The organism is Adhaeribacter aerolatus, assembly GCF_007991635.1.
In the GTDB taxonomy this organism is placed as follows: domain Bacteria; phylum Bacteroidota; class Bacteroidia; order Cytophagales; family Hymenobacteraceae; genus Adhaeribacter; species Adhaeribacter aerolatus.
The window spans coordinates 156,709-180,898 of record NZ_BJYS01000002.1 but is presented as its reverse complement, the minus strand read 5'-3'; the positions used below and the strand labels follow the sequence as shown (position 1 = coordinate 180,898).

The following is a 24,190-nucleotide window of genomic DNA, read 5'->3' as shown; positions in this document are numbered from 1 at the left end:
ATTGAATCTTTAATTTGCAGCCAAAGCACCCCGTCTTTGACTGCCTGCCAAAAGATTGATTACCATTGAACTATTAATACCATAATCCACCTAAAACTGAGTAAATGAAACAAGCGTACAGAATTACCCCACCGGAATAGCGGCTCTCATGCTATTTCCCAGCCTAATTTTTTTTTTCAGCAAAGGCTTGATGGCAAAATTTTTCATTCCGAAAAATTAAGGGAAAACTATTGCCCAAGCTTCCAGAATGTCTGGTGTTGGTAGCCATGGTATGGCTGCAAACTTAACACTAACTGCTTTACACAAACAAAATCAAAAATTTATGAACAGTTATTTACAGATAAAAGGTAAAATTGATAAAACCTTTTACCCGGTTCATTATCTTAAAAAAGCCTTACTCTTAACTCTGATACTATGCGTATCGAGCATAGCTTATGCGCAGAACCAAATTACCGGTAGAGTTACTTCCTCAGCCAATGAAGGTTTACCGGGCGTTACGGTGCTCTTGAAAGGCACGAATAATGGTACTACCACCGATGTTAATGGTGGCTATACTTTAAGTGTGCCGGGAACGAGTGGTACCCTGGTATTTTCATTTATTGGTTATACTACCACCGAAAAAAACTTTTCCAGCCCCGGTACGGTTAACGTAATCCTCCAAACCGATGCCAAAGCTTTAGAAGAAGTAGTGGTAATTGGTTATGGTACCGCCCGGAAATCTGATTTAACCGGAGCGGTTGCATCGGTTAAAGAAGAACAGATAAAAGAGCGGGCGGCTCCTTCCTTGAACCAGGCCTTGGCCGGAAAAATGCCCGGGGTGCAGGTAAATACCAACTCCGGACGTCCGGGTGGCCGTACTAACATCCGTATCCGGGGTTTCAGCTCTATTAACTCTTCTAACAATCCCTTGTATGTAATTGATGGGGTAATGATGCCGCAGAGTAATTTGGCCCAATCCAGCAACCCCATAGATTTTATTAACCCGAATGATATTGTATCGGTGGAAGTACTAAAAGATGCCTCTTCTACAGCCATTTACGGAGCCAGGGGCGCCAACGGCGTTATTCTGGTTACTACTAAAAAAGGTAAATCCGGCGAAGGCCAGATTAGCTACAACGTAGACTTTAGTACTACTACCAAAGGACCAAATAGCACGGAAGTACTTAATGCTAAGGAATATTTAGCGGTAGAAGAACTGGCCTGGCGCAACATGGAGAAATACGATCCGGCCGGTTGGGCCGCTGGCAAATGGGCGGACTTAGAACCTGCAAAAAGAAGAAAAAAGTATAGTCAATCATTTCCGGGTATTTTTGATGACAACCTAAATCCCCTCTACGATACTGATTGGCTGGAAGAAACCACCCAATCTAAAATATCGCAAAATCACCAGTTAGGCTTTAGCGGTGGTAGTGAGCGTACCCAGTATTCCCTATCCATGGGTTACCGCGATGACCAAGGTTATTTGGTGAATTCTTACATGAAACGGTACTCTGGCCGCTTTACCATCGACGACCAAATTAAAAAATGGCTGAAAGTGGGCGGTACGTTAAGCTACAACTATCAAACTGAGAACCTGGTGGATATCAGCGACCAGGTAGCCCGGCAAATTGTTGAAGATTTTCCGTTTTTGCCGGTACGGTATGCAGATGGCACTTTCGCCAACAACCGCGATTACCCAAATGCCGAAGGTACCATGAGCTCTATGCACCGCTTGTACGGTCGTAAGTTTATCCTGAATACCCAAACCGCTATTGGTAGCTTATATTCTAATATTAGATTTGCCGAAGGGCTGGAGATGCGTACTGTTTTGGGTACCAATATTCTTACCCAGGAAAACAACGATGCCACTACCCGTACCCTGGATATAGGTAACCGCGGTAATGCGGCCTCCCGTAATCGGCGCGAAAATTTCTGGTCGCTGGAAAATTACCTGACTTACAACAAAACTTTTAATGAGATTCATTCCTTTACTGGTTTACTAGGTATTTCGTGGCAGGAAACAAATACTTTTAACGTAGATGCTACCGTCCGCAACTTTGCTACCGATTATTTCCTGTATAATAACTTAGGTGCAGGTAGTACTTCGCCGGCAGTGGGTTCAGGTGCTTCCCGTACAGCTTACAACTCTTATTTCGGCCGTATTAATTACGGATTAATGGATAAATACCTGGTTACTTTTACCGGCCGGGCTGATGGTTCTTCGCGCTTCGGTGAAAACCACAAGTTTGCCTTCTTCCCATCTGCGGCATTGGCCTGGCGCGTATCCGAAGAAAGCTTCCTGAAAGGTAACAACACATTGACCAACCTGAAACTGCGCAGCAGCTATGGTCTGACCGGTAACTCCGAAATCCCAGCCTACTCTTCTTTGGCGCTATTAAGCTCTAACTACGCCGCTGTATTGGGCGATATTCGGGTTGGCGGAACTGGCCTTACCCGTTTGGCGAACCCTGAATTAAGATGGGAAAAAACAGCCCAGTTCGATGTGGGTCTGGAAGTAGGTTTGCTTGGTAACCGCGTTAGCCTGGAAGCTGATTATTATTACCGCAAAACCACCGATATGCTCCTGGATGCTCCTGTACCGCGTACCACCGGCTACAGCACCATCCGGAAAAACGTAGGTTCAATGGAAAATAAAGGGATAGAGTTATCGCTGAATACGATTAACATTGAGTCGGGTGGTTTCCATTGGAGTACAGGCTTCAACGTTTCCGTAAACCGGAATAAGGTGCTTACTTTAGCTTCTCCGGCCGATATTTTTGGGGTAGGTGGTCCTAACTTTACGAACCAAACTAATATTATCCGCATCGGTGAGCCAGTAGGTTCTTTCTGGGGCCTTACCCGCCTGGGAATCTGGAGCGAAGCCGAAAGAGATGAAGCAGCTGCCTTTACCAGCTACCGCCCGGGCCAGACTTTATTACCCGGCGATATTAAATACCTGGATGTAAACGGTGACAAAGCCATTACCGATGCCGACCGGAGTATTATTGGTAATGGTAGCCCGAAAGCCTGGGGTGCCCTCACCAACACCTTCCGCTACAAAAATTTCGACTTATTAGTTGACTTACAATATTCTTACGGCAACGATGTACTGGACATGACGCTGCACTCCAGCGAAGACCGCCAGGCTTTGGCTAATAGCTACAAAACCGTGCTGAATGCCTGGACGCCACAAAACCAAAATACTATGATCGCGGAAGTACGTGGTACCCAAGCCGGCTATATCACTAACGTAGATACCCACTGGATTAAAGATGGTTCTTTTATCCGGGGCCGGAATATTATGTTAGGTTATACCTTCCCAGCGGCAGTAACCGAAAGAATTAAACTAAACCGTCTGCGGATTTATACCTCCGCTCAGAACTTATTTTTATTAGTGGATGATGAACTGATTGGTGACCCAGAAACTGTTGGTATCCGGGATGGAGATGCCCAAAACGTGTTCTCCCAAGGACAAAACTGGCACGGCTACCCTAAGCCCAGAACCTTTTTAATGGGTCTGCAGATTGGCTTGTAATTAGTCTTTTCATCTAAAAAGAAATTTAATATGAAGATTTATAAATTAAGAAATTTAACAAAAGTTTTTCTGTGCGGCGTAATGCTGCTGGGTGCTGGTTGTAAAGATCACCTGGATGAAGCGCCGCCTTCTAACTTAACGCCGGATAACTTCTATACCATTCCGGACCATGCCGAAGCGGCTTTGGCCGCTGTTTATGCCGATACCCGCCTGGTGTATGATGGCTCCGGTATATTCTCGTCTACGTGGCAAATGCTGGAGGCCCCTACCGGTATCTCTACTACTGAAACCGGCCAGAACTCGGACCTGAACAACTTGTATGGTTTAATTTACGATGGCAACACCGGCCATATCGCTAACTACTGGAATGGCTTGTACCGGCTGATTGCCCAGTCTAACCTATTGCTGGATCGGGTGCCTGCTATTACGCCAATGGACGAAGCCCAGAAAAAGAAAATATTGGGTGAAGCCAAATTTCTGCGGGCATGGGCATATTTCCGGGCCGTACAGTTATGGGGCGATGTTCCTTTAATTACTAAACCGCAGACCATTGAATCAGAAGATTTTCTACCTAGTCGGGCGCCAAAAGAAGAAGTCTATAATTTAATTGTAGAGGATTTAAAAGAAGCCGAAGCAGCCGGTTTACCCTGGATGGATGCCACGGGTCGGGCATCGCAGGCAGCTGTTAAATCTATGCTGGCTAAGGTTTACTTAACTATGGCCGGCTTTCCGCTGCAAAAAGGTGCCTCGCATTACAAACTGGCTGCCGATAAAGCCTTTGAGGTGGTGTCTTACGCCAATGCCAATCCCGGTACCATTAATTTGTTCCCTACCTACCTCGACGTACACAAAGAAAGTACCGAAAACCGGTTAGAGCATATTTTTATGATTCAGTACAACAACTTAGTAGCCGGTAACCCCATGGAAAACATGTACCCCAACTTTAAACCGGTTACGTATTCCGGTCCGGGTGGCACGGGCAGCACCATTCCTACGGTTGCATTCTACAACTCTTATGAAACCGGCGATTTACGGGCCAAAAACCAGGAAGGCTATTTTTATACCACGTATTATACCAATGGCACAGGTGCTGAATTTCAATTAGGTGCTCCTTATATTTTTAAGCACTTTAATCAAACTTCGGCGGGTGCTCCCGGCCTTACGCCTACCCGCAACAACAACCTGAATGTACCGGTTATCCGGTACGCCGAAGTGTTGCTGATTTACGCGGAAGCGCAGAATGAGGTTACCGGTCCTAACATGGAGGCTTACAATGCGCTGAAAAAAGTACGGGACCGCGCCAAGTTAGCAACTCCCGCGATGGGCACTTTTAACCAGACCAGCTTCCGGGAAGCCGTTTGGCGCGAGCGCTGGTACGAACTGGCCTACGAGCAGATTACCTGGTTCGATATGGTGCGGCTGCGGAAAGTATTTAATGAAACAACAAAAGGCTTCGATAATTTTGTTGGTCACGTAAATAAGAACTCGAATAAGCCTTTGCAGGAAAAACATTTGCTGTTCCCGTTACCTACCCCCGAACGCCGCAATAATCCTAACCTGAGTCCGCAGAACCCAGGCTATCCTGAGTTTTAACGGATGTAATATAAAAACCTGGTACAATGCGTACCAGGTTTTTAATTTTTATTTAAAGCCTTATATTTAAGATATTAAGCGGCATTTAGGTTAGTATGCTACGCAAACCTATTTGTACCATTATTCAGGTAAAATTTATAACGATATAAAATGGAAAAAGACTTTACAAACCAGGAAAAATCGGCACCTACCCGCCGGGATTTTATAAAAGCCGCTGCGGTAACCGCCGCCAGCTTTATGATTGTACCCCGCCACGTTTTGGGCGGCAAAGGCTTTTTAGCCCCCAGCGACAAGTTGGTAATTGCAGCGGTTGGCGTGGGTGGTAAAGGCCGTTCCGATATCGACTCTTTCTACAAAAGCGGGAAAGCCGATATTGCTTATCTCTGCGATGTAGATGACCGCCAGGCCGCCACTTCCGTTACAAATTTCCCCAAAGCCAAATATTACAAAGACTGGCGGGAGATGTTTGATAAAGAGGCCAAAAAATTCGATGCCGTATCCGTATCTACGCCCGACCATACGCACGCGGTAGTAACCATGGCCGCCATGCAATTAGGCAAACACGTGTACGTGCAAAAACCCATGGCCCACGATATTTACGAAGCCCGTAAGTTAACCGAAGCGGCCAAGCGCTACAAAGTAGTAACCCAAATGGGTAACCAGGGCGCTTCCGGCGATGGCGTCCGGCAACTGCACGAGTGGTTTAACGCCGGCATTATTGGCGACGTGGAATCGGTTTATCTCTGGACCAACCGGCCCATCTGGCCCCAGGGCGTGCCGTGGCCCAGCACAACCGCACCGGTTCCGAAAGAACTGAACTGGGATTTATGGCTGGGTACGGCGCCTTATAAAGAATACGTAGATAAAGTAGTACCGCGCAGCTGGCGGGGCTGGTGGGATTACGGCACCGGTGCCCTCGGCGATTTAGGTTGCCACCTGATGGAAGCGCCTTTTAGAATACTCGACCTGAAATACGCTTCTGATGTGCAGGCCAGTGTAGGCAGTGTTTTTGTAGATTGGGGCAAGCGGGGAACTTTCCAGGATAGTCCGCCGCCTTCCAGCCATGCTACTTTAACCTTCCCGAAAACCAGCAAAACCAAAGGCCCCATAACCATGCACTGGATGGATGGCGGCATTAAGCCCGAGCGACCCGAGGAATTAGGCCCGAATGAATTATTTGGCGATGGCAACAGCGGTATTTTATTTGTTGGCACCAAAGGCAAAATGATGGCCAGCGAGTATGCCGCTAACCCACGTCTGCTACCCCTTACCCGCATGCAGGAAGTACAGGTAAAACAAACCTACGCGCGCGTACCGGGTAGTGCCGACGGCCATTATGCCCAGTGGGTAGAAGGCGCCATAGCCGGCTACGGTAAAAAAGAAATGAGCTCGCCGTTTGAAATGGCTGGTCCGTTAACCGAAGCAATTTTAATGGCTAACCTGGCTATCCGGGGTGCGGATCTACCGAAACCGCGGGCCAATGGTAATGGCTTTGATTACCCCGGCAGCAACCTTAAAATGTTGTGGGATAACCAGAATATGCGCGTAACCAACTTTGATGACGTGAACCAGTTTGTAAAACGTAATTACCGCCAGGGCTGGAGCTTAGGCGTTTAATGCGCTATATTTTACAGCGCCCCGGCTCATCATAAACCTGGCCGGGGCACTGATACCCCCTTAATTATTCCGGTTACTTTCTGCAGCTAATTCCGGTCAGGAATCTTTAAACATAATTTTTACAAAATAAATATTACCATTTTTGGGTATTTACTGAATTATCAAGTCCTGGAATAAAATATCAGGAAAAATTTTGTATACTTAAACTGGCAATTTTTCTGTTAGGCATTAAGAGGGAAATACAACTTTTTTGGAAGCACCTGCCGGTTTATCCGGGTTGATAAGGCGGACAAATAGTTATTCTGATTGATTCTGAATTATTTTCTGCTGCTGCTTATCCCAAGAATAATTTCAAAAAGTCTTGAATATTTTACCACGGATACAAAATAACTATCCACCATTTAAAAGCTCTAAAATCAATTAAACCAACTTATGGCATTTCAAATTAAAAAGAAGGGCGAGGTTTACGATGTAGTAATTGTAGGTTCCGGCGCAGGAGGCGGTATGGCGGCCAAAGTTTTAGCAGAAGCCGGCGTTAAAGTAGCCTTGCTCGAAGCCGGTCCCGATTACGATCCGGCCAATCCGGAGCAGCAAACCCAGTTAAAATGGTCTTACCAATCGCCACGGCGTGGCGCCGGCACTACCCGGGCCTTCGGCGATTTTGACGCCGCTTACGGGGGCTGGGAAATAGACGGTGAACCTTACACCCGCAAAAACGGCACCGAATTCGACTGGTTCCGGGCCCGCATGACGGGTGGCCGCACCAACCACTGGGGTCGTATAGCCCTTCGTTTCGGACCTAACGACTTTAAACACAAAAGCGTAGACGGGCTCGGCGACGACTGGCCGATTTCTTACGCAGATGTAAAACCTTATTACGACCGGGTAGATAAACTGGTAGGCGTATTTGGCACCAACGAAGGCTTGGTTAACGATCCGGATGGTTATTTTCTACCGCCACCGAAGCCGCGCTTGCACGAGCTCATGATAAAAAAAGCGGCTACCGGCATTGGCATTCCCGTAATTCCAGCCCGCAAGTCGATGCTCACACGCCCCATTAACAAAGAGCGGGGTTCTTGTTTCTTTTGCGGCCAGTGTGGCCGGGCTTGCTCGGTTCATGCCGATTTCTCGGCGGGCACCTGCCTGGTAAAACCAGCCCGTAACACCGGTAATGTAACGTTGTATTCCAATGCCATGGCCCGCGAAGTGCTTACCGATAAAGCAGGTAAAGCTACGGGTATTTTGTATACCGACCGGGATGATCTGCAGGATTACCAGGTAAACGGTAAAGTAATTATACTGGCGGCCAGCGCCTGCGAATCGGCACGGCTTTTACTCAATTCCAAATCCGCAGCACACCCGAACGGTTTAGCTAATTCCAGTGGCGTGGTTGGTAAATATTTACACGATTCTACCGGTGCTTCCCGGAGTGCTTTTATTCCGCACCTGATGGATCGTAAGCGCTACAACGAAGATGGCGTAGGCGGTATGCACGTGTATTCGCCGTGGTGGCTCGATAACAAAAAACTGGATTTCCCGCGGGGCTATCACATTGAATACGGCGGCGGCATGGGTATGCCATCGTACGGCTTTGGCGGTGGTATCGAAAGATTAAACGGTAAATATCCGGGCCGCGACGGTAAAATGAAAGCGGCTGGTGGCTACGGTGCTTCGCTCAAAGACGATTACCGCCGTTTTTACGGCGCTAATGTAGGCTTTGCCGGCCGCGGCGAATGTATTGCCCGCGAAGATAATTATTGCGAAATAGACCCGAACGTGGTAGATAAATACGGTATTCCGGTTCTGCGTTTTAACTACACCTGGAGCGACCACGAAGTTAAACAGGCCAAGCACATGCAGGATACCTTCGAGGCAATTATTGATGCCATGGGCGGCGTAGCTATGGGCAATAAACCAGGTGCCGATCAAAAATATGGTTTGGAAGCACCGGGACGCATTATTCACGAAGTGGGTACTACCCGCATGGGCAACGACCCGAAACGCTCGGTATTAAATAAATTCTGCCAGGCGCACGAAGTTAACAACCTGTTTGTAGTGGATGGCGGGCCGTTTGTATCGCAAGCCGATAAAAATCCAACCTGGACCATTATGGCTTTATCGATGCGGGCTTCGGAATACCTGCTGGATGAGGTTAAAAAGAGAAATATTGTAACCTAGTATTACGAATAATATATTATGGATAGAAGAGAATCCCTGAAAGCGCTGGCGATTGGTACCCTGGGTGCCGGTACGCTGGGAGCGGGTACCCTGCTGGTAGGCTGCGATAAAAAAACCGACGAAAAAAGCACCCAGTCTGTTAAGCGCGATGCTAAGTCGGACCTCTACGGCCGTACCCCGGAAGAAAAAGAGCGGGATGCCCGCTTAATGGAAGAGAAATTTTTAACGGAAGCTGAACTGGCGACCATTACGGTATTAGGCGATATTATTATTCCGGCTGATAACCGCTCGGGTAGTGCTTCCGATGCCGGTGTACCCGCCTTTATAGAGTTTATTGTTAAAGACCGGCCGGAACTTCAGACACCCATGCGGGGCGGTCTGCGCTGGTTAGATATTAAATCAAACAAGCTGTTTGGTAAATCGTTTGTAGATGCCAGCAAAGAACAGCGCCTAGAACTGGTTGATATGATTGCCTACCCGGAGCAAGCCAAACCCGAGAATACCCAAGGCGTTGCTTTTTTTAACCAGATGCGCAACTTAACCGCTACCGGGTTTTTCTCCAGCAAAATGGGCATTGAAGACATGGAATACAAAGGCAATAACCCTAACGCCTGGGATGGTGTGCCAGATGAGGTCCTGAAACAATATAGTTTGGCCTATGACGAGAAAACCCTCGCCCAATGCCTCAAAAATGAAGAACGCGGCCAAATAATGACATGGGATAATTACCCAGCCCCGCGGACTTAAGGAGAGCCGAAGAGGCTTTTGTACAAGCAATCCAACCTTGTCATTCAGGAGGCAACTTATTGGCTTAATGCTAGATAGGCTCCTCATGAATGACAGGGTTGGATTATTCGGACTTAATATTTTTTAACACTGGGTTCTACCAGAACCGAATATTTTCCGGTAATAAAATAAAGAAGAGGAGGAAACAGGCTAATATTTTTTAGTCTGCTTCCTCCTCTTTTTTGTTACTAGAAGTACTTTTCTCTGATTAGAATAGGTTGCTTAACGCTTCCGGGTTAAATAAGTCTTAGCCCGTTCATCGGTGAGGAGTTCCCAGATTGAAGCGACGGTCCAGCCGGGCGCGAAGTGTAAATTATAAAAGCCTTTACCAAAATGGCCGTAATCCCATTGCGTGTGCTGCACCACTTCGGGGTAGTAACCTTCTTTGGCAATGCCTACCATGTGGCCCTGGTAAGGCAATAATTGTTCGCGCATCGATGTTCGGATAACGTTGGCAAAATCGGTAAAACGCTGCTCTTTGGTTTCCTGGGCCAGCCATTTCAGCACCTCATCAAATTCGAAAATAAAAACATCGATGTGGTTATTTTCTACGGATACGTTGCCCCAGCCGCGACTTTTTAAACCCACGTCGCCGAGCATCTGACCCGGCGCAAATGGCACATCCCAGAGATAATACCACGACAACGTAAAATAAGCCGCCTGACGAGCTAAGTTTACGTAGCGTTCCTGCTCCTTGCCTTTGGTTACCATGGCCATGTAATAAAGTGCGGTAGCCGCATACAACGAGGCTTCTTTGTCTTCGCAGTCCGCATCGAGGGTAGACGAAAAATAATCGGATTTAGAAATAATTTCCCGTTCCTGGTAATCAATCACCTGCCGCGCCGCGTTCAGGTAATTGGTATCGCCGAAATATTTAAAGCCCATTACCAGGGGTAGAACCGCCGAAGGCGAACTGCCGCCGGTAGCGTCAACCAATTGCCGGTCGCCTTTAAACTTACGCGGGAAGCTGCCGTCCCGGGACTGCAACTGCAACATAATATCCAGTAACCGCCGGATTTTCTCTTCCCACACTTTATGGTGCCGTCCTTTCTGTTTTTCATAATCGAGGTAGAGCAAAGCCGCGTATACACCCTCCGACTGCCGCCGGATAGAATAAGTGGTAGCTTCGGTATTTTTCTCCGCATCCACTACCTCCCGGAAAAACCCGGTTGGGGCAAAGCCATTTTGCTCGTAGCTGTTCATTACGTCGTAGGCTATGTTCTTTAATTCCTGATCCTGGTGCTGCTCGCCGTATTCCAGAGCATTAAAAGCATTCAGCAGCACCCGGCCAATAAAGCCAACCTCCAGCACCGGCTTTTTCTCTACCACATGCGTTTGCAAATGAATTCCCGAAAAACCTTTTAAGTTACCGGCCGTTACGAACGACTGCTTGTAAAATTTGGCCAGAATATTTTTTACCTCGGTATCCGAAAATTTATTTTCTGTTACGGGTTTGGGCTGATACAAATCGTAAGATCGGGTCCAGATCTGCCGCATGTAATCGGCGTAATCGGTGGCGGCAAACTTCATCAGGCGGTAGCGCAACGTAACCCGTTCCCCTTTTTTCAAGGACAAGAAGCTGGTTACCGGCGGTCCTAAAGTAAGTTTCCGAAAATAAGTATGCGGCGCTTCCTGGTACGGGTAGGCAAAAGCCAGGTAAGGCTGCCCATTTTCTTCGCCAAATCCTACGGCCCCCAGTTCTGTGCGGCCGCTTAATATTACTTCGCCCTGGTTCAGCGGCGCAAGGGCAATTTCATCTACCTTGTCCAGGCGGGCCAGCGAATAGCTCATTTGTTTTTCCCGGTCAAATATACCGGCCAGTGGCGCACTTAACCGGTCTTCCCGCACCATCCAGTTTTTGCTAACCCTTACTGAAGGCGCTTTATCCGGCGACCGCAAATTTTTGCGGTACCAGAAACCCGGCAAAAACGTGTAAGAAGTATCATAGTTAAATCCCTGCACCTGAAACTTACCCTGCAAACTAAAATAAGTATCAGACAAGGCTTCTACCGTTAAGTTTAACTCCGCACCACCATCCACGGCACGCACTTCCCGGCTTACGCGCACCGGCATATTTTTATCAATCTGCAATTGGTTTTGCCCCGCAGCAACTTTCAAGTTAAATACTTCGGCCGGGTTTCCCGGCGATTTTATTAATAATTGGTAACTGAGATTATTCTGGAGTTCAGCCTCCAGCCCCTGGGCAGCCAGGTGCAGATTACCTGTTAAGAAAAGGCATAACAAAAGCCAGTTTTTTACTGGCCGAAGGAATTGGTTTTTAATCATGTAAGGGAAAATATTTAACAAGTTTGCTGGCAACTCTCTATTATTAAAATTATTGAACTCAATTTGCATTTATAAGCACTCTTTTAGTCATCTGCTTTTAGTTATTATCAGGGGTACGTGCTCGTTCTTTGATTAATATTTTGTTGATCTGTTTTAAATTCTTAGGAAGATAATCTGTAGCAATGCGCCATATAATTTGATAATCAATACCAAAATATTCATGACTTATTCTGTTCCGCAATCTGTACATCTCTTCCCAGGGAGTATCCGGATACCTGCCTCTTACTTCTTTAGGCAAATTTTTAGTTGCTTCACCAATAATCTCAAAGTTTCTGATTACCGCATCAACAGTTTTATAATCTTCCTTAAACGAATTAACATCAAGGTTAGCAATGTACTCCTAGATGCGAATCATAGAAATTTGAATATCTTCCAAGTATAAGATATAACTGCGCTGCTTAGTCAATGTACTTAACCTGTTTTAATATTCGTTCTTTAAGCTGGTTCCTCAGAGCTGCTTTTGTTACTAAATCAATCTTCCGGTTAAAGGTATTTTCTAAATATTCTTCCAAAGTAAAGAACTCCCATCCAGGAGTTATAGAGAAATTAACCAAAATATCTATATCACTTTCTTCCGTTTGTTTATTCTCGGCGAATGAACCAAAATAACCAATTTCGTTTACCTGAAATCTTTCTCTCAGGTAAGGTCTAATTTCTTTCAACTTTCTTTCTAAGTCTTGCGCCGTTAACATATAAGGAACTTTAAAATCCTGATAATACTATTTTACTCAACCGTCTATTAAATTATCACCCTCATGCTACCCTGATTAAACAAAATCTTTGAGCTGCCTGAAATCAGATATTTTATTCGGCGACGTAATATCCGGATTGAAATTCAATTTGTCGTATAACACGGTATCGATGCCTAATTCAGTCGCTGCTTTTATTTCGGAATTCCGGTCATCCCCTACCACCAGTACATCGGCCTGGTTATAATTATACCTGTTTAATATATCCTGAAAAATATCTTTCTTCGTTTTGTTTGATGTCCGGGGATCGACGATATGAATTTCGGCAAAGTCTTTTTCTATACCGAGTTGTTCTACTTTACTTCGCTGCAGCTTAATAAAACCGGTAGTAACTAAAAACTTTGTACAGGGTATATTTTTAATCTCAGTGTAATCTTCAAAAGCAAACATCGGTTCATCATAAGTCAGATCTTGTAATAATTCGGTGCCCGCTGCGGTTAATTGGCTACTAAACTTAAAATCGGCAGCAACTTTCTGAAAGGGCGTCCGCATAATTTCCTGCTTGATTTCTTTAAAGTCACCGAAATATTCGCCACTCTGCTTAATAAGTTCGAATAATGACTTAAATAATGCCTCGCCAATAGACGAAACAGGGTAAATGGTATTATCTAAATCTAAAATCAGGGCTTTCTTCTTCATCTTTTCTGATTTTTAATCCGGCAAACTTTATTCCTTTGTTTTTTCTAAACTTTCCCGGTCCCAGTTTGCCGTTTCGGCAGCCGCTTCGTAGGTGCTTTGCAGAAAATCTAATAAGGTTTGGGTGGGATTGACAGCTTGCTGCACTTCTTTATACGGAAGAATAAATTCGCCCAAATTTTTATGATATAATCCGGATGAAGGTTTGATTGGAAAGCTTTTGTAGCCGGGCGGCTCCGGATAAATATAGCTGTAAAACGCGGCATAAGGTACAGCTTCGTTGCCTGGCCAAAAACCGCAGCTGCTTACTTCATGGGAGTAGGCTTCCCGGGCAACCCAATCTGGCAGGTTAGGCACGCCGCCCGGATGCGCCGGTGCTTTGCGGCCGGAAAAACGGGAGACAGCTAAATCAAAACTACCCCAGAAGAAATGAACAGGACTACACTTGCCAATAAATTCGGCTCGAAACCGGTTTAATACTTCGTTGGCGCGTAATAAGGCCTCGTGTAAATTAGCCGCATGCAAAGGCTGGTAAGTATGATGCTGCTCATCCTGATGAAATGGAATTGGATCTACCAGTTCATTAGGCATCGTATTAATATTAGCTTCGATGCCTAGTTCCTGCAGAGCTCCCAGCAAATTTCGGTAACAGGCGGCAACCGATAAATTAGTAAGGGCAAAACTTCTTTCTGCGCCGCTGCTGGTAATAATTTGTAACTGATGTTTAATAAAATCGAAGTTAATCTGAAAATGTTGCTGCTGGTCGGGTATACTGCCGGTGGTTAGGCCCGAAGGAGAAACAGATAAGGTAACATGCCAGGAATGGTTAATCCAGGGCATTTTACTTAATTTTATTTTACCAGCTATCTGGGTCCACAGATGAATAGTCTGGTAAGTTGCTTTTGCTTCTTCAAACGATAATTCGGGCCAGTAATCTTTTTCCATGGCTGTAAGTTTAAGCAGGTAACCCGTTTATACTGGTACGTTTTAATTCAATAGTCAACTAAAACAAAAACTACATTTAAATCGGTTTGAATATTTAAAACCCATTAAATGTAGTTTCTGTTTTAATATTTTCTGATAACAGCTACGCCACTGATTTACTTCAGCGTAACCAACGATGGGCTATACAACTTCGCATGCATTTGCTTTAATTCTGCGGTAGGTATTTTAATTATTTTGCGATCGTAGGTCATGAGGCCGTTGGTTTCTATTTCTACGTCGGTGGTTTGGGTATAAACGGCTGCCGATAAGCCCTGGCGAATCAAGTCGGTCATGGTATCCATAAAAGGGCGGTACCGTTTAATTAAATCATCAGCGCTTTTAAAATTCTGGTAACCCCAGTTGTTTTTGTCTTGCCAGGTGTGGCCTTCAACGGGTAAACCTAAGCCGCCAAATTCGCCGAGTACAATAATTTGCTTGGCTCCGAACAAACTGGGCGCCGGCATAACGGGTTCGGGGTAATTGTGTAAATCTATAATATGGCCTACCGGGTGGAAATTACCGCCACTGGCGCTGTTTACCAACCGCGATGGGTCGTGTTTCATGGTCCAGTTGGTAATTTCTTCGGTTTTAAACTGGCCCCAGGCTTCGTTAAACGGCACCCAAACCACTATCGAAGGGAAATTATGGTTAGCATCCATAATCGCCTGCCATTCGGTCCGGAATATTTTTTCTGATTCGGGGGTCCGGTCTTTCTCGGTGCCTTTGCCAATTATACCCGGGCGCTGCTCCCAACGGTTGCCCATGTCGCCGCTGGGCATATCTTGCCACACCAGCATACCCAGTTTATCGCAATGGTAATACCAGCGGGCCGGCTCTACTTTCACGTGTTTCCGAATCATGTTAAAGCCCATTTCTTTTGTTTTCTCGATGTCGAACAACAAGGCTTCGTCGGTTGGGGCCGTGTACAAGCCGTCGGGCCACCAGCCCTGGTCTAAGGGGCCGTACTGGAATACAAATTTATTGTTCAGCAACATCCGCTGCACACCGGCAGCATCGGGTGCCATGCTGATTTTCCGCATGGCAAAATAGCTTTTTACTTCGTCTACTACTTTACCGTTGCGCACCAGCGCTACGCGTAAATCGTATAAAAACGGGTTCTCCGGCGACCACAGTTTAGGATCGTTCACTGGCAACACCGCTTCGGCGTTAGCGGCTACTTCTTTTTCCGATATCTTGTTTTTACCGCTCCAGGCCGATATTCTTAACCGATCGTTGGTACCCAAGTTTTGCACTTTGGCCGTTACGGTAAGATTTTGCTGGTCAATATCAGGCGTTTGCTTGGTGGCGGCAATGTAGGTTTTGGGTACCGCTTCGAGCCAAACCGTTTGCCAGATGCCGGTTACGGGAGTGTACCAGATAGATTCCGGCTTCTTAACTTGCTTGCCCCGGGGCTGCGGACCATCGTTGGTGGGGTCCCAAACTCGTACGGTTATTTCCTGGGCACCGCTGCCTTTCAGGGCGCTGGTAATATCAAAAGAGAAGGGGTCGTAGCCGCCCTGGTGCGTACCTACTTTCTGTCCGTTTACAAATACATCGGCCAGCCAGTCTACGGCGCCAAAGTGCAGCAATACGTTTTGCTTGCGGAGTTTAGCCGGAATGGTTACGGATTTGCGGTACCATAATACGTTTTCCTGCCCGGCCGTTTTACCTACCCCCGACAAAGCCGATTCTACCGGAAAGGGCACCAATATTTTGCCGGCGAATGCGTTTGGAGCATTATCCTGCTGTGTTCTGGGCTGTAAGGCGTAATCCCACAAACCGTTCAGGTTAAGCCAGTTTTCGCGCACCATTTGGGGGCGCGGATATTCGGGTAATGGTTTAGCAGGGTTTACTTTTTCGGCCCAAGGCGAGGTTATTTTGCCCGTTACTATTTTCCAGTCGGTGCGCTGTGCTTGTACCAAACCGGTTTGCAGCCACAAGCCGAGGAGTAAAAGAAGATAAGCTTTCTTCATGTTGGTTAAAAATTTAAATATTCTTGGTGGATTGCTTACTGGCGCAAAAGTTAGTCTAATAATCTATAAATAAAAAACTCCTGCTGTTTTGGAATAGAACCAGAAGCGGAAAGAAAGTAAAATTCTTATAACCAATAACTTTTATTCAGGCAATATAATGATGCTGTAAATTTTAGGTGGTTAAAGGGGTAAGAGAAATGAAAAGGCTGTGCGTAGGCTTTGTCTTTTGAAAGATTCCATCTTTCAAGGCGTAGGTGCTAACTGAATTCATAAGTCTAAGTTTGCTCCAGGCCGCGGGGCCCCGTTTGGTCATTCGGGCTGCTCATCTTTCCTTTCCTCCTTCGTCGGAATGCCTCGTACCTCGGCACCGGAAACCTGAAAGGCCCTCATCGCCCAAACTGATGTAGGTTGCTTCGTAGCTGTTGTCTCTTCCGACTTAAGCTAAAATAAGTGTTAAGCCATAACATCTACTTGGGTAAAATACAATATTAAACAAGGACCATGAATAGTCCCCCTTTAGAGGGGGTAGGGGGAGGATTGTAAGCATAGTAGAAATTTATCTCTCTGCCAATATAAATATTTATAACCTTATTGAACTTCACCGGATGGCCGGGGAATGGGAGAACCGGTACTCACAGGTTCGCCGAGATTGGGTGTGCCGTCGGCATTCCAGGTGAAGGGTTGGATACGTGGGTTACGGGTATCGCCGCAGCCTTGCTTCGCAACGGAGTTAGCGTGGTAAATCAGCCAGTCTTCTTTGCCGTCCGGTGATTTAAAAAAGCTGTTATGACCGGGGCCAAAGGCATTGCTAGCAGGTTTTGTTTTAAATACTGGATTGGGGCTTTTCGTCCAGTCCCCGGGAATTAAGGGATTACCGCCTTCTTTTAAGGTTAACATGCCTAACGCATAATCGTCGGTCCAGCAGCCGCTCGCCGAATAAACCAGGAATACCCGGCCACTGCTATTCTTTAATATTTGTGGGCCTTCGTTTACCAGCCCGTTCTTCTCCCATGCGTAAGTTGGCTCCGATAACATTGCCCGGGTTCCTTCCAGGGTCCAGGGATTAGTCATGCGGGCAATATACAATTGCTGTATGCCGGGATCATTTTCGCCGCGCCAACCCGACCAGATGAAATATAGTTGTCCGTTATACTCCAGCACAGTACCATCAATCGCCCATTTATCGGAAGTATCAGCAATTTTGCCTTTAAACACCCACTCGCCCGTAGTGGGGTCGGCAGCCGTGTTTTCCAGCACGTATAGGCGGTGGTTGATGTCGCGGGTATCGTCGGCGGCAAAATAGATATACCACTTACCGTTTATAAAATGCAGTTCGGGCGCCCAGAGGTTGGTAGAATAACTGGTGCCCGCAGGTGGAGTCCAAACCGTATTCAGCGGCGATTGGCTTAACCGCGATACGGCTTTTGTTTTAGCCAGCCCGATGCGGTTACCTAAGGTGTGGGTATAATAGTAATATTCACCTTGTTTAATTACCCACGGGTCGGGACCGCTGGACAATATAGGGTTGGTAAAGTTAGTTTCGGTGTTCGGATCAGGTCCGGTACCGGGAGGCTTCCTAAGGTCTGTTCCTTTTTCTTTCTGGCAGCTAATTGTAAAAACCAAAAACAGCCAGCAAAAAGAATAAAATATATTCCGAAAAAGATTGGTGCGCATTATACCAGGTTTTATGATGGTGCTTTAGGTAAAGTTTCTTTGTGTTGACTAATTGTAAAATTATTAACCAACCATTCACCTGCTGCTTAAATATTAGCTAATAAAAACTGAGGGTTCTGGCAGTAAATATTTCCACCGGATCCCTCGTTTTTACTTTTAATAATTCGGATTCTGATTCAGATTCGGATTAATATCCACATCGCGTTGTGGTAGCGGCAGTAACCGGTGCCGGTCCAGCCTAAAGGTCGAGAAAGCCGGATCGCGCTGAATGAGTTCATTTATTTTGTCCTGACTCTCAAAATATCCCCAACGGTCCAAATCGTTCCAGCGGTGGCCTTCGCCGGCTAACTCGGTTACCCGCTCGTGCATTATTTGGTTGCGGAACTGCGCCTGGCTTAGGTTAGCCGGCAGTGGCGCCAGGCCAGCCCGCTGTCTTACCCGGTTTACATGCGGTACGGCATCAGCGGTGCGGTTAAGCTCGTTCAGGGTTTCGGCGTACATCAGCAACACATCGGCGTAGCGGATAAACCGGTAATTATTCGCCGAACGGAAACCTTCGCCGGTACGGCCGGGCTCCGCATCGTTCGAAAATTTTCGTAACCAAACCCGGTTGCGGTTACCACCGGTCAGGCCGTAACGTTGGGCAAAGGTCTGGCCGTAAATCTGCGTAAATCCCGGGCCGCGCACATCGGTAGAGTCATAAAGAAAAGAAGCAGCTAATCGCGGATCGCGGGCACCCGTAGTAGTTTTATCTTTATGAAACTCATTCACCACCCAGCGGTGTATTTCGGCATCGGAGAAGCCAACGTTTAAGGGCGCCAGAAATTGAGCCAGCGGAGAGCCGTAGTTTTGGTTGGGGGTTTGGGTATCTTCGGGCGTAAATTCAGAAAGATTGGTTGCTAACTGCCATTCAAATACCGATTCGGCATTATTCTCGGTGGTACTTAAAAAATTATCGCGGTAGTTCGGCACTAAATTATACACCGATTTTCCTTCACCTTCTACTAAATATTGCAGAGGAGCCAAAGCCTTATCCCATTGCCTTTGCTGCATATATACTTTGGCCAGTAAAGCATTAGCCGCACCTTTTGTAATACGCCCCACATCGGTGCCGGAGTACCGGACGGGTAGCGCGGCGGCGGCTTCAGTCAGGTCTTTGGCTGCCTGCTCCCAAACCTGGGCCCGGGTTGCATTGGGTGGCAAATCTGTAGATTTAGAAGGCGTTAAAATAAGTGGTACATTGCCGTACAGGCTGGCCAAATTATAATAAAAGAATGCCCGTAAAAACTTAGCTTCTCCCAAATAACGGGCTTTTAAGGCTTCATCCATCTGAATATTTGGTACATTTTCCAGCACCTGGTTGGCCCTGAAAATACCCACATAATTATCTCCGTAAATAAGATTCGACCTGTCAAAATTATAATTGGTGATCAAAAACTTATCCATGTTGTTCGGAATAGCTATATCGGGGCTCACGCTAAAGGCTTCATCGGAGCGTACCGTTAAGTAAAACCATTGCCACAGCACCATTCTATCGCGGTGTAAGGTACTGTAAACAGCATTAACCCCTTGCTGCGCATCGGTAGCTGTTTTCCAGAAAACAGTAGTGGTGGGGGCATTCGGATTATTTATATCCAGCTCTTGTTTACAACTGCTAATAAACAAACCGGCTGCGAGTAAAAAATATATTATCTTTTTCATAAAGAAAATCCTTTGTTAATGAAGTCCTAGAACTCAAAATTTAGCCCAATTGAATAAACCCGGCTGGCCGGCCAGCTACCGGCATCTACGCCCCGCTCCAGAATGCCATTACCGGTAACATCCGGGTCTAAGCCGGAATAATCGGTAAAGGTTAGTAAGTTCTGGCCACTGATAAATAGGCGGGCATTATTGGTATGCAACCGGCTTAAGAAAGTGGCGGGCAGGTTATAACCAATTTCTACGTTACGTACCCGCACATAAGACGCTTTCTCCAGCCACCGGTCGCTGGCGCCCCGGTTATTAAAATCTATGCCGGGGTCGGTATTACGGCCCAACCGCGGATCGCTGGTATTCCGGTTTTCAGGGGTCCAGGGGTTAATATCGCGCCGGAAATTGGTGTTTACATAAGAGTCCAGAATTCTTCTAACATCGTTGTAAACGGTTTGCCCAAATACGCCTATTAACTGCAGATTAAAATTAAAGCCGCCGTAAGCCGCATTAAACTGGGCACCGGTTTGCAGAGTAGGCCAGGGAGAACCGGCAAAAGTACGGTCATCGTCGTTAATCTGTCCATCGTCGTTTAAATCTACGAACCGGATATCGCCGGGCTTGGAGAAGGGTTGAATAACCTGGCCGGCTGAGTTTTTATGATTTAGTACTTCTTCTTCGGTCTGGAAAATACCGTTGGTTTTTACTACGTACCACTCGCCGATGCCCCGGCCAATTTGGGAACGCGTGTTACCAGCTACCAGGTAATTAATGCCTTCGCCCCGGTTACCTACATCCTCTACCTCGTTTTTAATGGTGGTAAAGTTGGCCGATATATCCCACTTAAACGGATTATCGGAACTGCGGTAAGTAGCCGAGAACTCTACGCCCCGGTTGCGGATAGAGGCGGCATTTACAAAAGGATCGCCGCCGAGGTTACCGGTATAAAATGGAATAGGCAGTCGCACCAGAACGTCTTCGGATAAGGAATTATAATATTCGGCGGTTACTAAAACCCGGTTATTCAGGAAGGTACCATCTAACCCAATATTGCGGGAAGTGCGGATTTCCCAGCGTAAATCCGGGTTGGTTAAGCTGGCCTGGTAAGCCCCAACGGCTATGGTTTGGTTATCGGCCCCAAAAACTACCCGGGGGTTATTATTTATTACGCCGATATAATCCCAGGAACCTACCGTGGCAATACCCAACTGGCCGTAAGAAGCCCGTAATTTCAGGTCAGATATCCAATCATAATTTTTCAGGAAACTTTCCTGGCTTAGGCGCCAACCCAAAGCGATGGATGGGAAAAATTTGCTCCGGTTATCCGGGCCAAACCGGGAATCCTGGTCGTACCGGCCGGTCAGGGTTAGCAAATATCTATCGTTGTAGGTATAATTTATCCGACCCAGGGTACCGTAAATATGATAATCTTCCATTACCCGACCTTCCGAAGTCTGGTCCCCAATTGCCGAACTAATAGTGGTTAAATCCTGGCCGCCGAAACTCTGGAGGTCGTTGCGCCGGGCTTCCATGCGGTCGCGGCGGGTGCGTTGCTGCGTGTAACCCACTACCCCGTTTAGGTTATGAACACCTAAAGTTTTGTTAAAATTAACCGTATTTTCTAACAATACCGTATGAAATTCCTGCCGATCCTGGTAAATATGAGTGGGCTCAAAAGCCTGCCCCAATACCCAGTTGCCTAGTGTCCGGATGTTCTGGTGAAAATCAAAGCCTGCGTCCAGACCGGTATTAAACCGATACGTCAACCAGTCAAATATTTTCACATCGGCGTAAGCATTACCAACTGCTCTGGAATATTTATGCGTGGTATTAAATAAATTGGTCATGGCAATATAATTCCAGGCGTAAACCGGGGCCGTAACCGGGTCGCCGAGGCCCCAACCACCGGGGTTGCCAGGCCCCACTAAACTGGGATCTCTCACCGGAATAACCGGCAGCAACTGGGGCATATCGTAGAAGGGGTTTACCAGTAAGGGTCTTTCTTCCCAGGCGTGGCTCAACACCAGATTTTCGCCGAAAGTAATCCGGCCTTTGGTGCCCTGGGTATTGATGCGCACGCTGGCCCGATCGAATGAATTGCCGGTTACCACGCCCTCGTTGGTGAAATAAGAGCCTGATATTAAATAATTACCCGCTTGTCCGCCACCCGATAAAGTCAGGTTGTAATCCGACAAGGTACCGAGTTGGGTAATTTCGTCTTGCCAGTCGGTATCGGTAACAGTATAATGCCGTACAGCACCGGGACCCGTAATAGGCGTAAGCGCCACACTGGCCGGCGGCGTAGCGCCCGAGTTAATATATTGCTGGCGCTGGGTGGCGGCAAATTCTTCCGAATTCATCACATCCCATAATTTTGGCAATTGCTGCACGCCCTGCTTAACCGATACCCCTATTCTTGCGGGACCTTCTTTTCCTTTTTTAGTAGTAATAATAATTACGCCGTTACCCGCCCGGGAGCCGTAAATAGCTGCCGCCGAAGCATCTTTCAATATTTGGATTGATTCAATATCATCGTTGTTCAGGGTAGGCGAAGCATCGGCAATCATGCCGTCAATCACATAGAGCGGGTTGGTGTTGGTAAAGCTGGCTACCCCCCGAATATCCACGGCTGCACCGGCTCCCGGCCTACCGGTATTCCGGACCGTTACGCCTGGCGCCAATCCCTGAATAGATTCGGCTATGGAGTTAGCGGTTACTTTCTGCGCCGCTTCCGGGGTAATAACCGAAGCCGCCCCGGTTAAATCCTGCTTTCGAACGGTTTGGTAACCAATTACCACTACTTCCTGCAGGGCCTGGGCATCATCAACTAAAGTTACGTTAATAGTAGTCCGGTTATTTACCGGCACTTCCTGGGTTGTGTAGCCAATAAAAGAAAATATTAAAGCGCCATTTTCCTGTCCGGTTGGCAGCGTAATAGCATAATTACCCGAAGGATCGGTGGTGGTGCCGGTGCTGGTGCCTTTTACCAATACGGTTACACCAGGCAATGCCTCATTTTTATTGGTAACAACCCGGCCGGCAACGGTTGCCTGACCAAAAGCTTCAAAATTGGCCATATTTACCAATAAGGCAATTAATAAAAAAGAAAAGTAATGTTTGAGCCGGAACAACTTCCACAGGTCTATTTCGGCCGGAAAATTGTGTTTTAGGGTAAAATTGATCATACAAAAAAATTTAAGTTTAAGATTAATTAGGCGGGGTAGAATATTTTGATGTTTAAAGGCAGCAACCTGTATATAGTGCCATTTTAAAGTTGCCACCCGGACGAAAGCAGTTAGGAGTACTATCTATATCACATAATAAATATTTAATATTTTAATATTATTAAACCGCATATTGTCATAATAATATTTATACTCTACATTGGCAGAGGTCAATTTGTTACGTCTTATTACACTTTTAAATTTCTGGTCTATTTTCTGCTAATTATCCAGTAATGGCGGGTTCAAAACTCTGAGAAAATTGGTTAGACAGGTGTGCTGGTTGGGTCTGATTAAACTTAACCGGAACGCACTTTTACCGGTAAAATGCAGCAGTAAAAACTATATAAATTATTGGTCAGGTTATTGTAAAGCGGGCACGGCTATTACAAATTCTGCTTTCGTGGGTTGGCTTCATTCAAATATATTATTCGTAAATAGCACCCTGTTATTACCTTTACAAACCAAATTGCTTTGGGAAAGCATTTAACAAGCAGCTGTAAAATAATATTTAGTTTACGTTAACTTTTGTTACCTTTTCAGGTTTTGAAGGTAAAACTGCCTTTTTATAAATTACAGCTATGCACAAAGAAGCAAAAAATGCTTTTAACCGGACCTTTTACCTTATTAGATATAATCCGGAATTAAACATTATTGATACGTTGTGGCAGGGCTATGCTTCTAAAAACGATTTAAAAAAGGCCTGTGCGCTGGGTTTGGAATTAACGCAGGCGGTAAAGTGCCCTTTTAAGCTTAACGATAACACTCACTTTACTGGCCCCTGGAACGACTCAGTGGCGTGGCTGGAAAAAGAATGGTTACCCCAAGCCATGGAAGCAGGAGTGCGGTATCTGGCGCATGTGGCGACCCCGGATTCCTTTGGCGAAAAGGCTGGCGAAGTGATGCAAATGAGTTTAATTGGCCGGCATCTGGATGTTTGTATTTTCCCCACACGGGAGCAAGCCCTGGTTTGGTTGAAAAAATGCCAGCAAGAATTTATAGTCGCAGATGAATAAACCCGATCCTAAGGCGTTTGGCTGCTGGTTTAGCCCTTAAACTATTTCTTTTACAGCACTTGCTACTTAGGTTTTCCAAGTCTTTTCTAACGCTTAATTAATTTAATATTACGCTCCAATGCGCCGGAACTAACGCTCTCCAGGCCGGTAAAAATATTGCCTATCTGCTTTTAACCGGATAAATCTGTTATTGAACCAGATAAATCTGCTACTG

15 protein-coding genes are annotated in these 24,190 nt (G+C 46.4%); 6 read left to right on the top strand and 9 right to left on the bottom strand.

What is annotated here, in order from left to right; translation table 11 throughout:
* Positions 1-322 precede the first annotated feature (322 nt).
* From AAE02nite_RS02680 to AAE02nite_RS02660, 5 genes are all read left to right on the top strand, one after another.
* Positions 323-3,514, top strand: a complete 3,192-nt coding sequence (locus tag AAE02nite_RS02680; protein WP_146894902.1) for a SusC/RagA family TonB-linked outer membrane protein — start codon at positions 323-325, stop codon at positions 3,512-3,514.
* A 30-nt stretch (positions 3,515-3,544) separates the two neighbouring features.
* Complete coding sequence (locus AAE02nite_RS02675; RefSeq protein WP_146894901.1) at positions 3,545-5,107, top strand: RagB/SusD family nutrient uptake outer membrane protein; 1,563 nt, start codon at positions 3,545-3,547, stop codon at positions 5,105-5,107.
* 150 nt (positions 5,108-5,257) lie between these two features.
* The gene (locus AAE02nite_RS02670; RefSeq protein WP_146894900.1) at positions 5,258-6,724 is read left to right on the top strand and encodes a Gfo/Idh/MocA family protein; all 1,467 of its coding nucleotides are present in this window, start codon (positions 5,258-5,260) and stop codon (positions 6,722-6,724) included.
* Positions 6,725-7,156: 432 nt separating this feature from the next.
* The gene (locus AAE02nite_RS02665; protein ID WP_146894899.1) at positions 7,157-8,902 is read left to right on the top strand and encodes a GMC family oxidoreductase; all 1,746 of its coding nucleotides are present in this window, start codon (positions 7,157-7,159) and stop codon (positions 8,900-8,902) included.
* An 18-nt stretch (positions 8,903-8,920) separates the two neighbouring features.
* Positions 8,921-9,649 (top strand): gluconate 2-dehydrogenase subunit 3 family protein, encoded by a 729-nt coding sequence (locus AAE02nite_RS02660; RefSeq protein ID WP_146894898.1) that lies wholly within the window; start codon positions 8,921-8,923, stop codon positions 9,647-9,649.
* A 261-nt stretch (positions 9,650-9,910) separates the two neighbouring features.
* Here the strand turns inward: AAE02nite_RS02660 and AAE02nite_RS02655 are convergent, their stop codons facing one another.
* From AAE02nite_RS02655 to AAE02nite_RS02615, 9 genes are all read right to left on the bottom strand, one after another.
* Complete coding sequence (locus tag AAE02nite_RS02655; protein WP_218033433.1) at positions 9,911-11,974, bottom strand: hypothetical protein; 2,064 nt, start codon at positions 11,972-11,974, stop codon at positions 9,911-9,913.
* A 97-nt stretch (positions 11,975-12,071) separates the two neighbouring features.
* On the bottom strand, positions 12,072-12,368 hold the full coding sequence (locus AAE02nite_RS26995) for a HepT-like ribonuclease domain-containing protein (RefSeq protein WP_170252507.1): 297 nt from the start codon (positions 12,366-12,368) through the stop codon (positions 12,072-12,074).
* 64 nt (positions 12,369-12,432) lie between these two features.
* Positions 12,433-12,726 (bottom strand): nucleotidyltransferase family protein, encoded by a 294-nt coding sequence (locus AAE02nite_RS02645; RefSeq protein ID WP_146894897.1) that lies wholly within the window; start codon positions 12,724-12,726, stop codon positions 12,433-12,435.
* A 75-nt stretch (positions 12,727-12,801) separates the two neighbouring features.
* A complete protein-coding gene (locus tag AAE02nite_RS02640; RefSeq protein ID WP_146894896.1) occupies positions 12,802-13,422 on the bottom strand; it encodes an HAD family hydrolase in 621 nt (206 codons plus the stop codon).
* Between the two features lie 27 nt (positions 13,423-13,449).
* Positions 13,450-14,364, bottom strand: coding sequence for a DUF5996 family protein (locus AAE02nite_RS26635; RefSeq protein ID WP_146894895.1), 915 nt, complete (start codon positions 14,362-14,364; stop codon positions 13,450-13,452).
* A 155-nt stretch (positions 14,365-14,519) separates the two neighbouring features.
* Entirely contained in the window at positions 14,520-16,376 is a 1,857-nt protein-coding gene (locus AAE02nite_RS02630) for a glycoside hydrolase family 2 protein (protein ID WP_146894894.1), read from the bottom strand.
* 588 nt (positions 16,377-16,964) lie between these two features.
* On the bottom strand, positions 16,965-18,050 hold the full coding sequence (locus AAE02nite_RS02625) for a glycoside hydrolase family 43 protein (protein ID WP_146894893.1): 1,086 nt from the start codon (positions 18,048-18,050) through the stop codon (positions 16,965-16,967).
* A gap of 156 nt (positions 18,051-18,206) precedes the next feature.
* Positions 18,207-19,751: a RagB/SusD family nutrient uptake outer membrane protein gene (locus tag AAE02nite_RS02620; protein ID WP_146894892.1), complete on the bottom strand. Its 1,545-nt coding sequence runs from the start codon at positions 19,749-19,751 to the stop codon at positions 18,207-18,209.
* A 26-nt stretch (positions 19,752-19,777) separates the two neighbouring features.
* Positions 19,778-22,924 carry a SusC/RagA family TonB-linked outer membrane protein gene (locus tag AAE02nite_RS02615; RefSeq protein ID WP_146894891.1) on the bottom strand — a complete coding sequence of 1,049 codons (3,147 nt, stop codon included), beginning with the start codon at positions 22,922-22,924 and terminating at the stop codon, positions 19,778-19,780.
* Positions 22,925-23,541: 617 nt separating this feature from the next.
* Here AAE02nite_RS02615 and AAE02nite_RS02610 point away from each other — a divergent pair.
* On the top strand, positions 23,542-23,976 hold the full coding sequence (locus tag AAE02nite_RS02610; protein WP_146894890.1) for a hypothetical protein: 435 nt from the start codon (positions 23,542-23,544) through the stop codon (positions 23,974-23,976).
* Positions 23,977-24,190 lie beyond the last annotated feature (214 nt).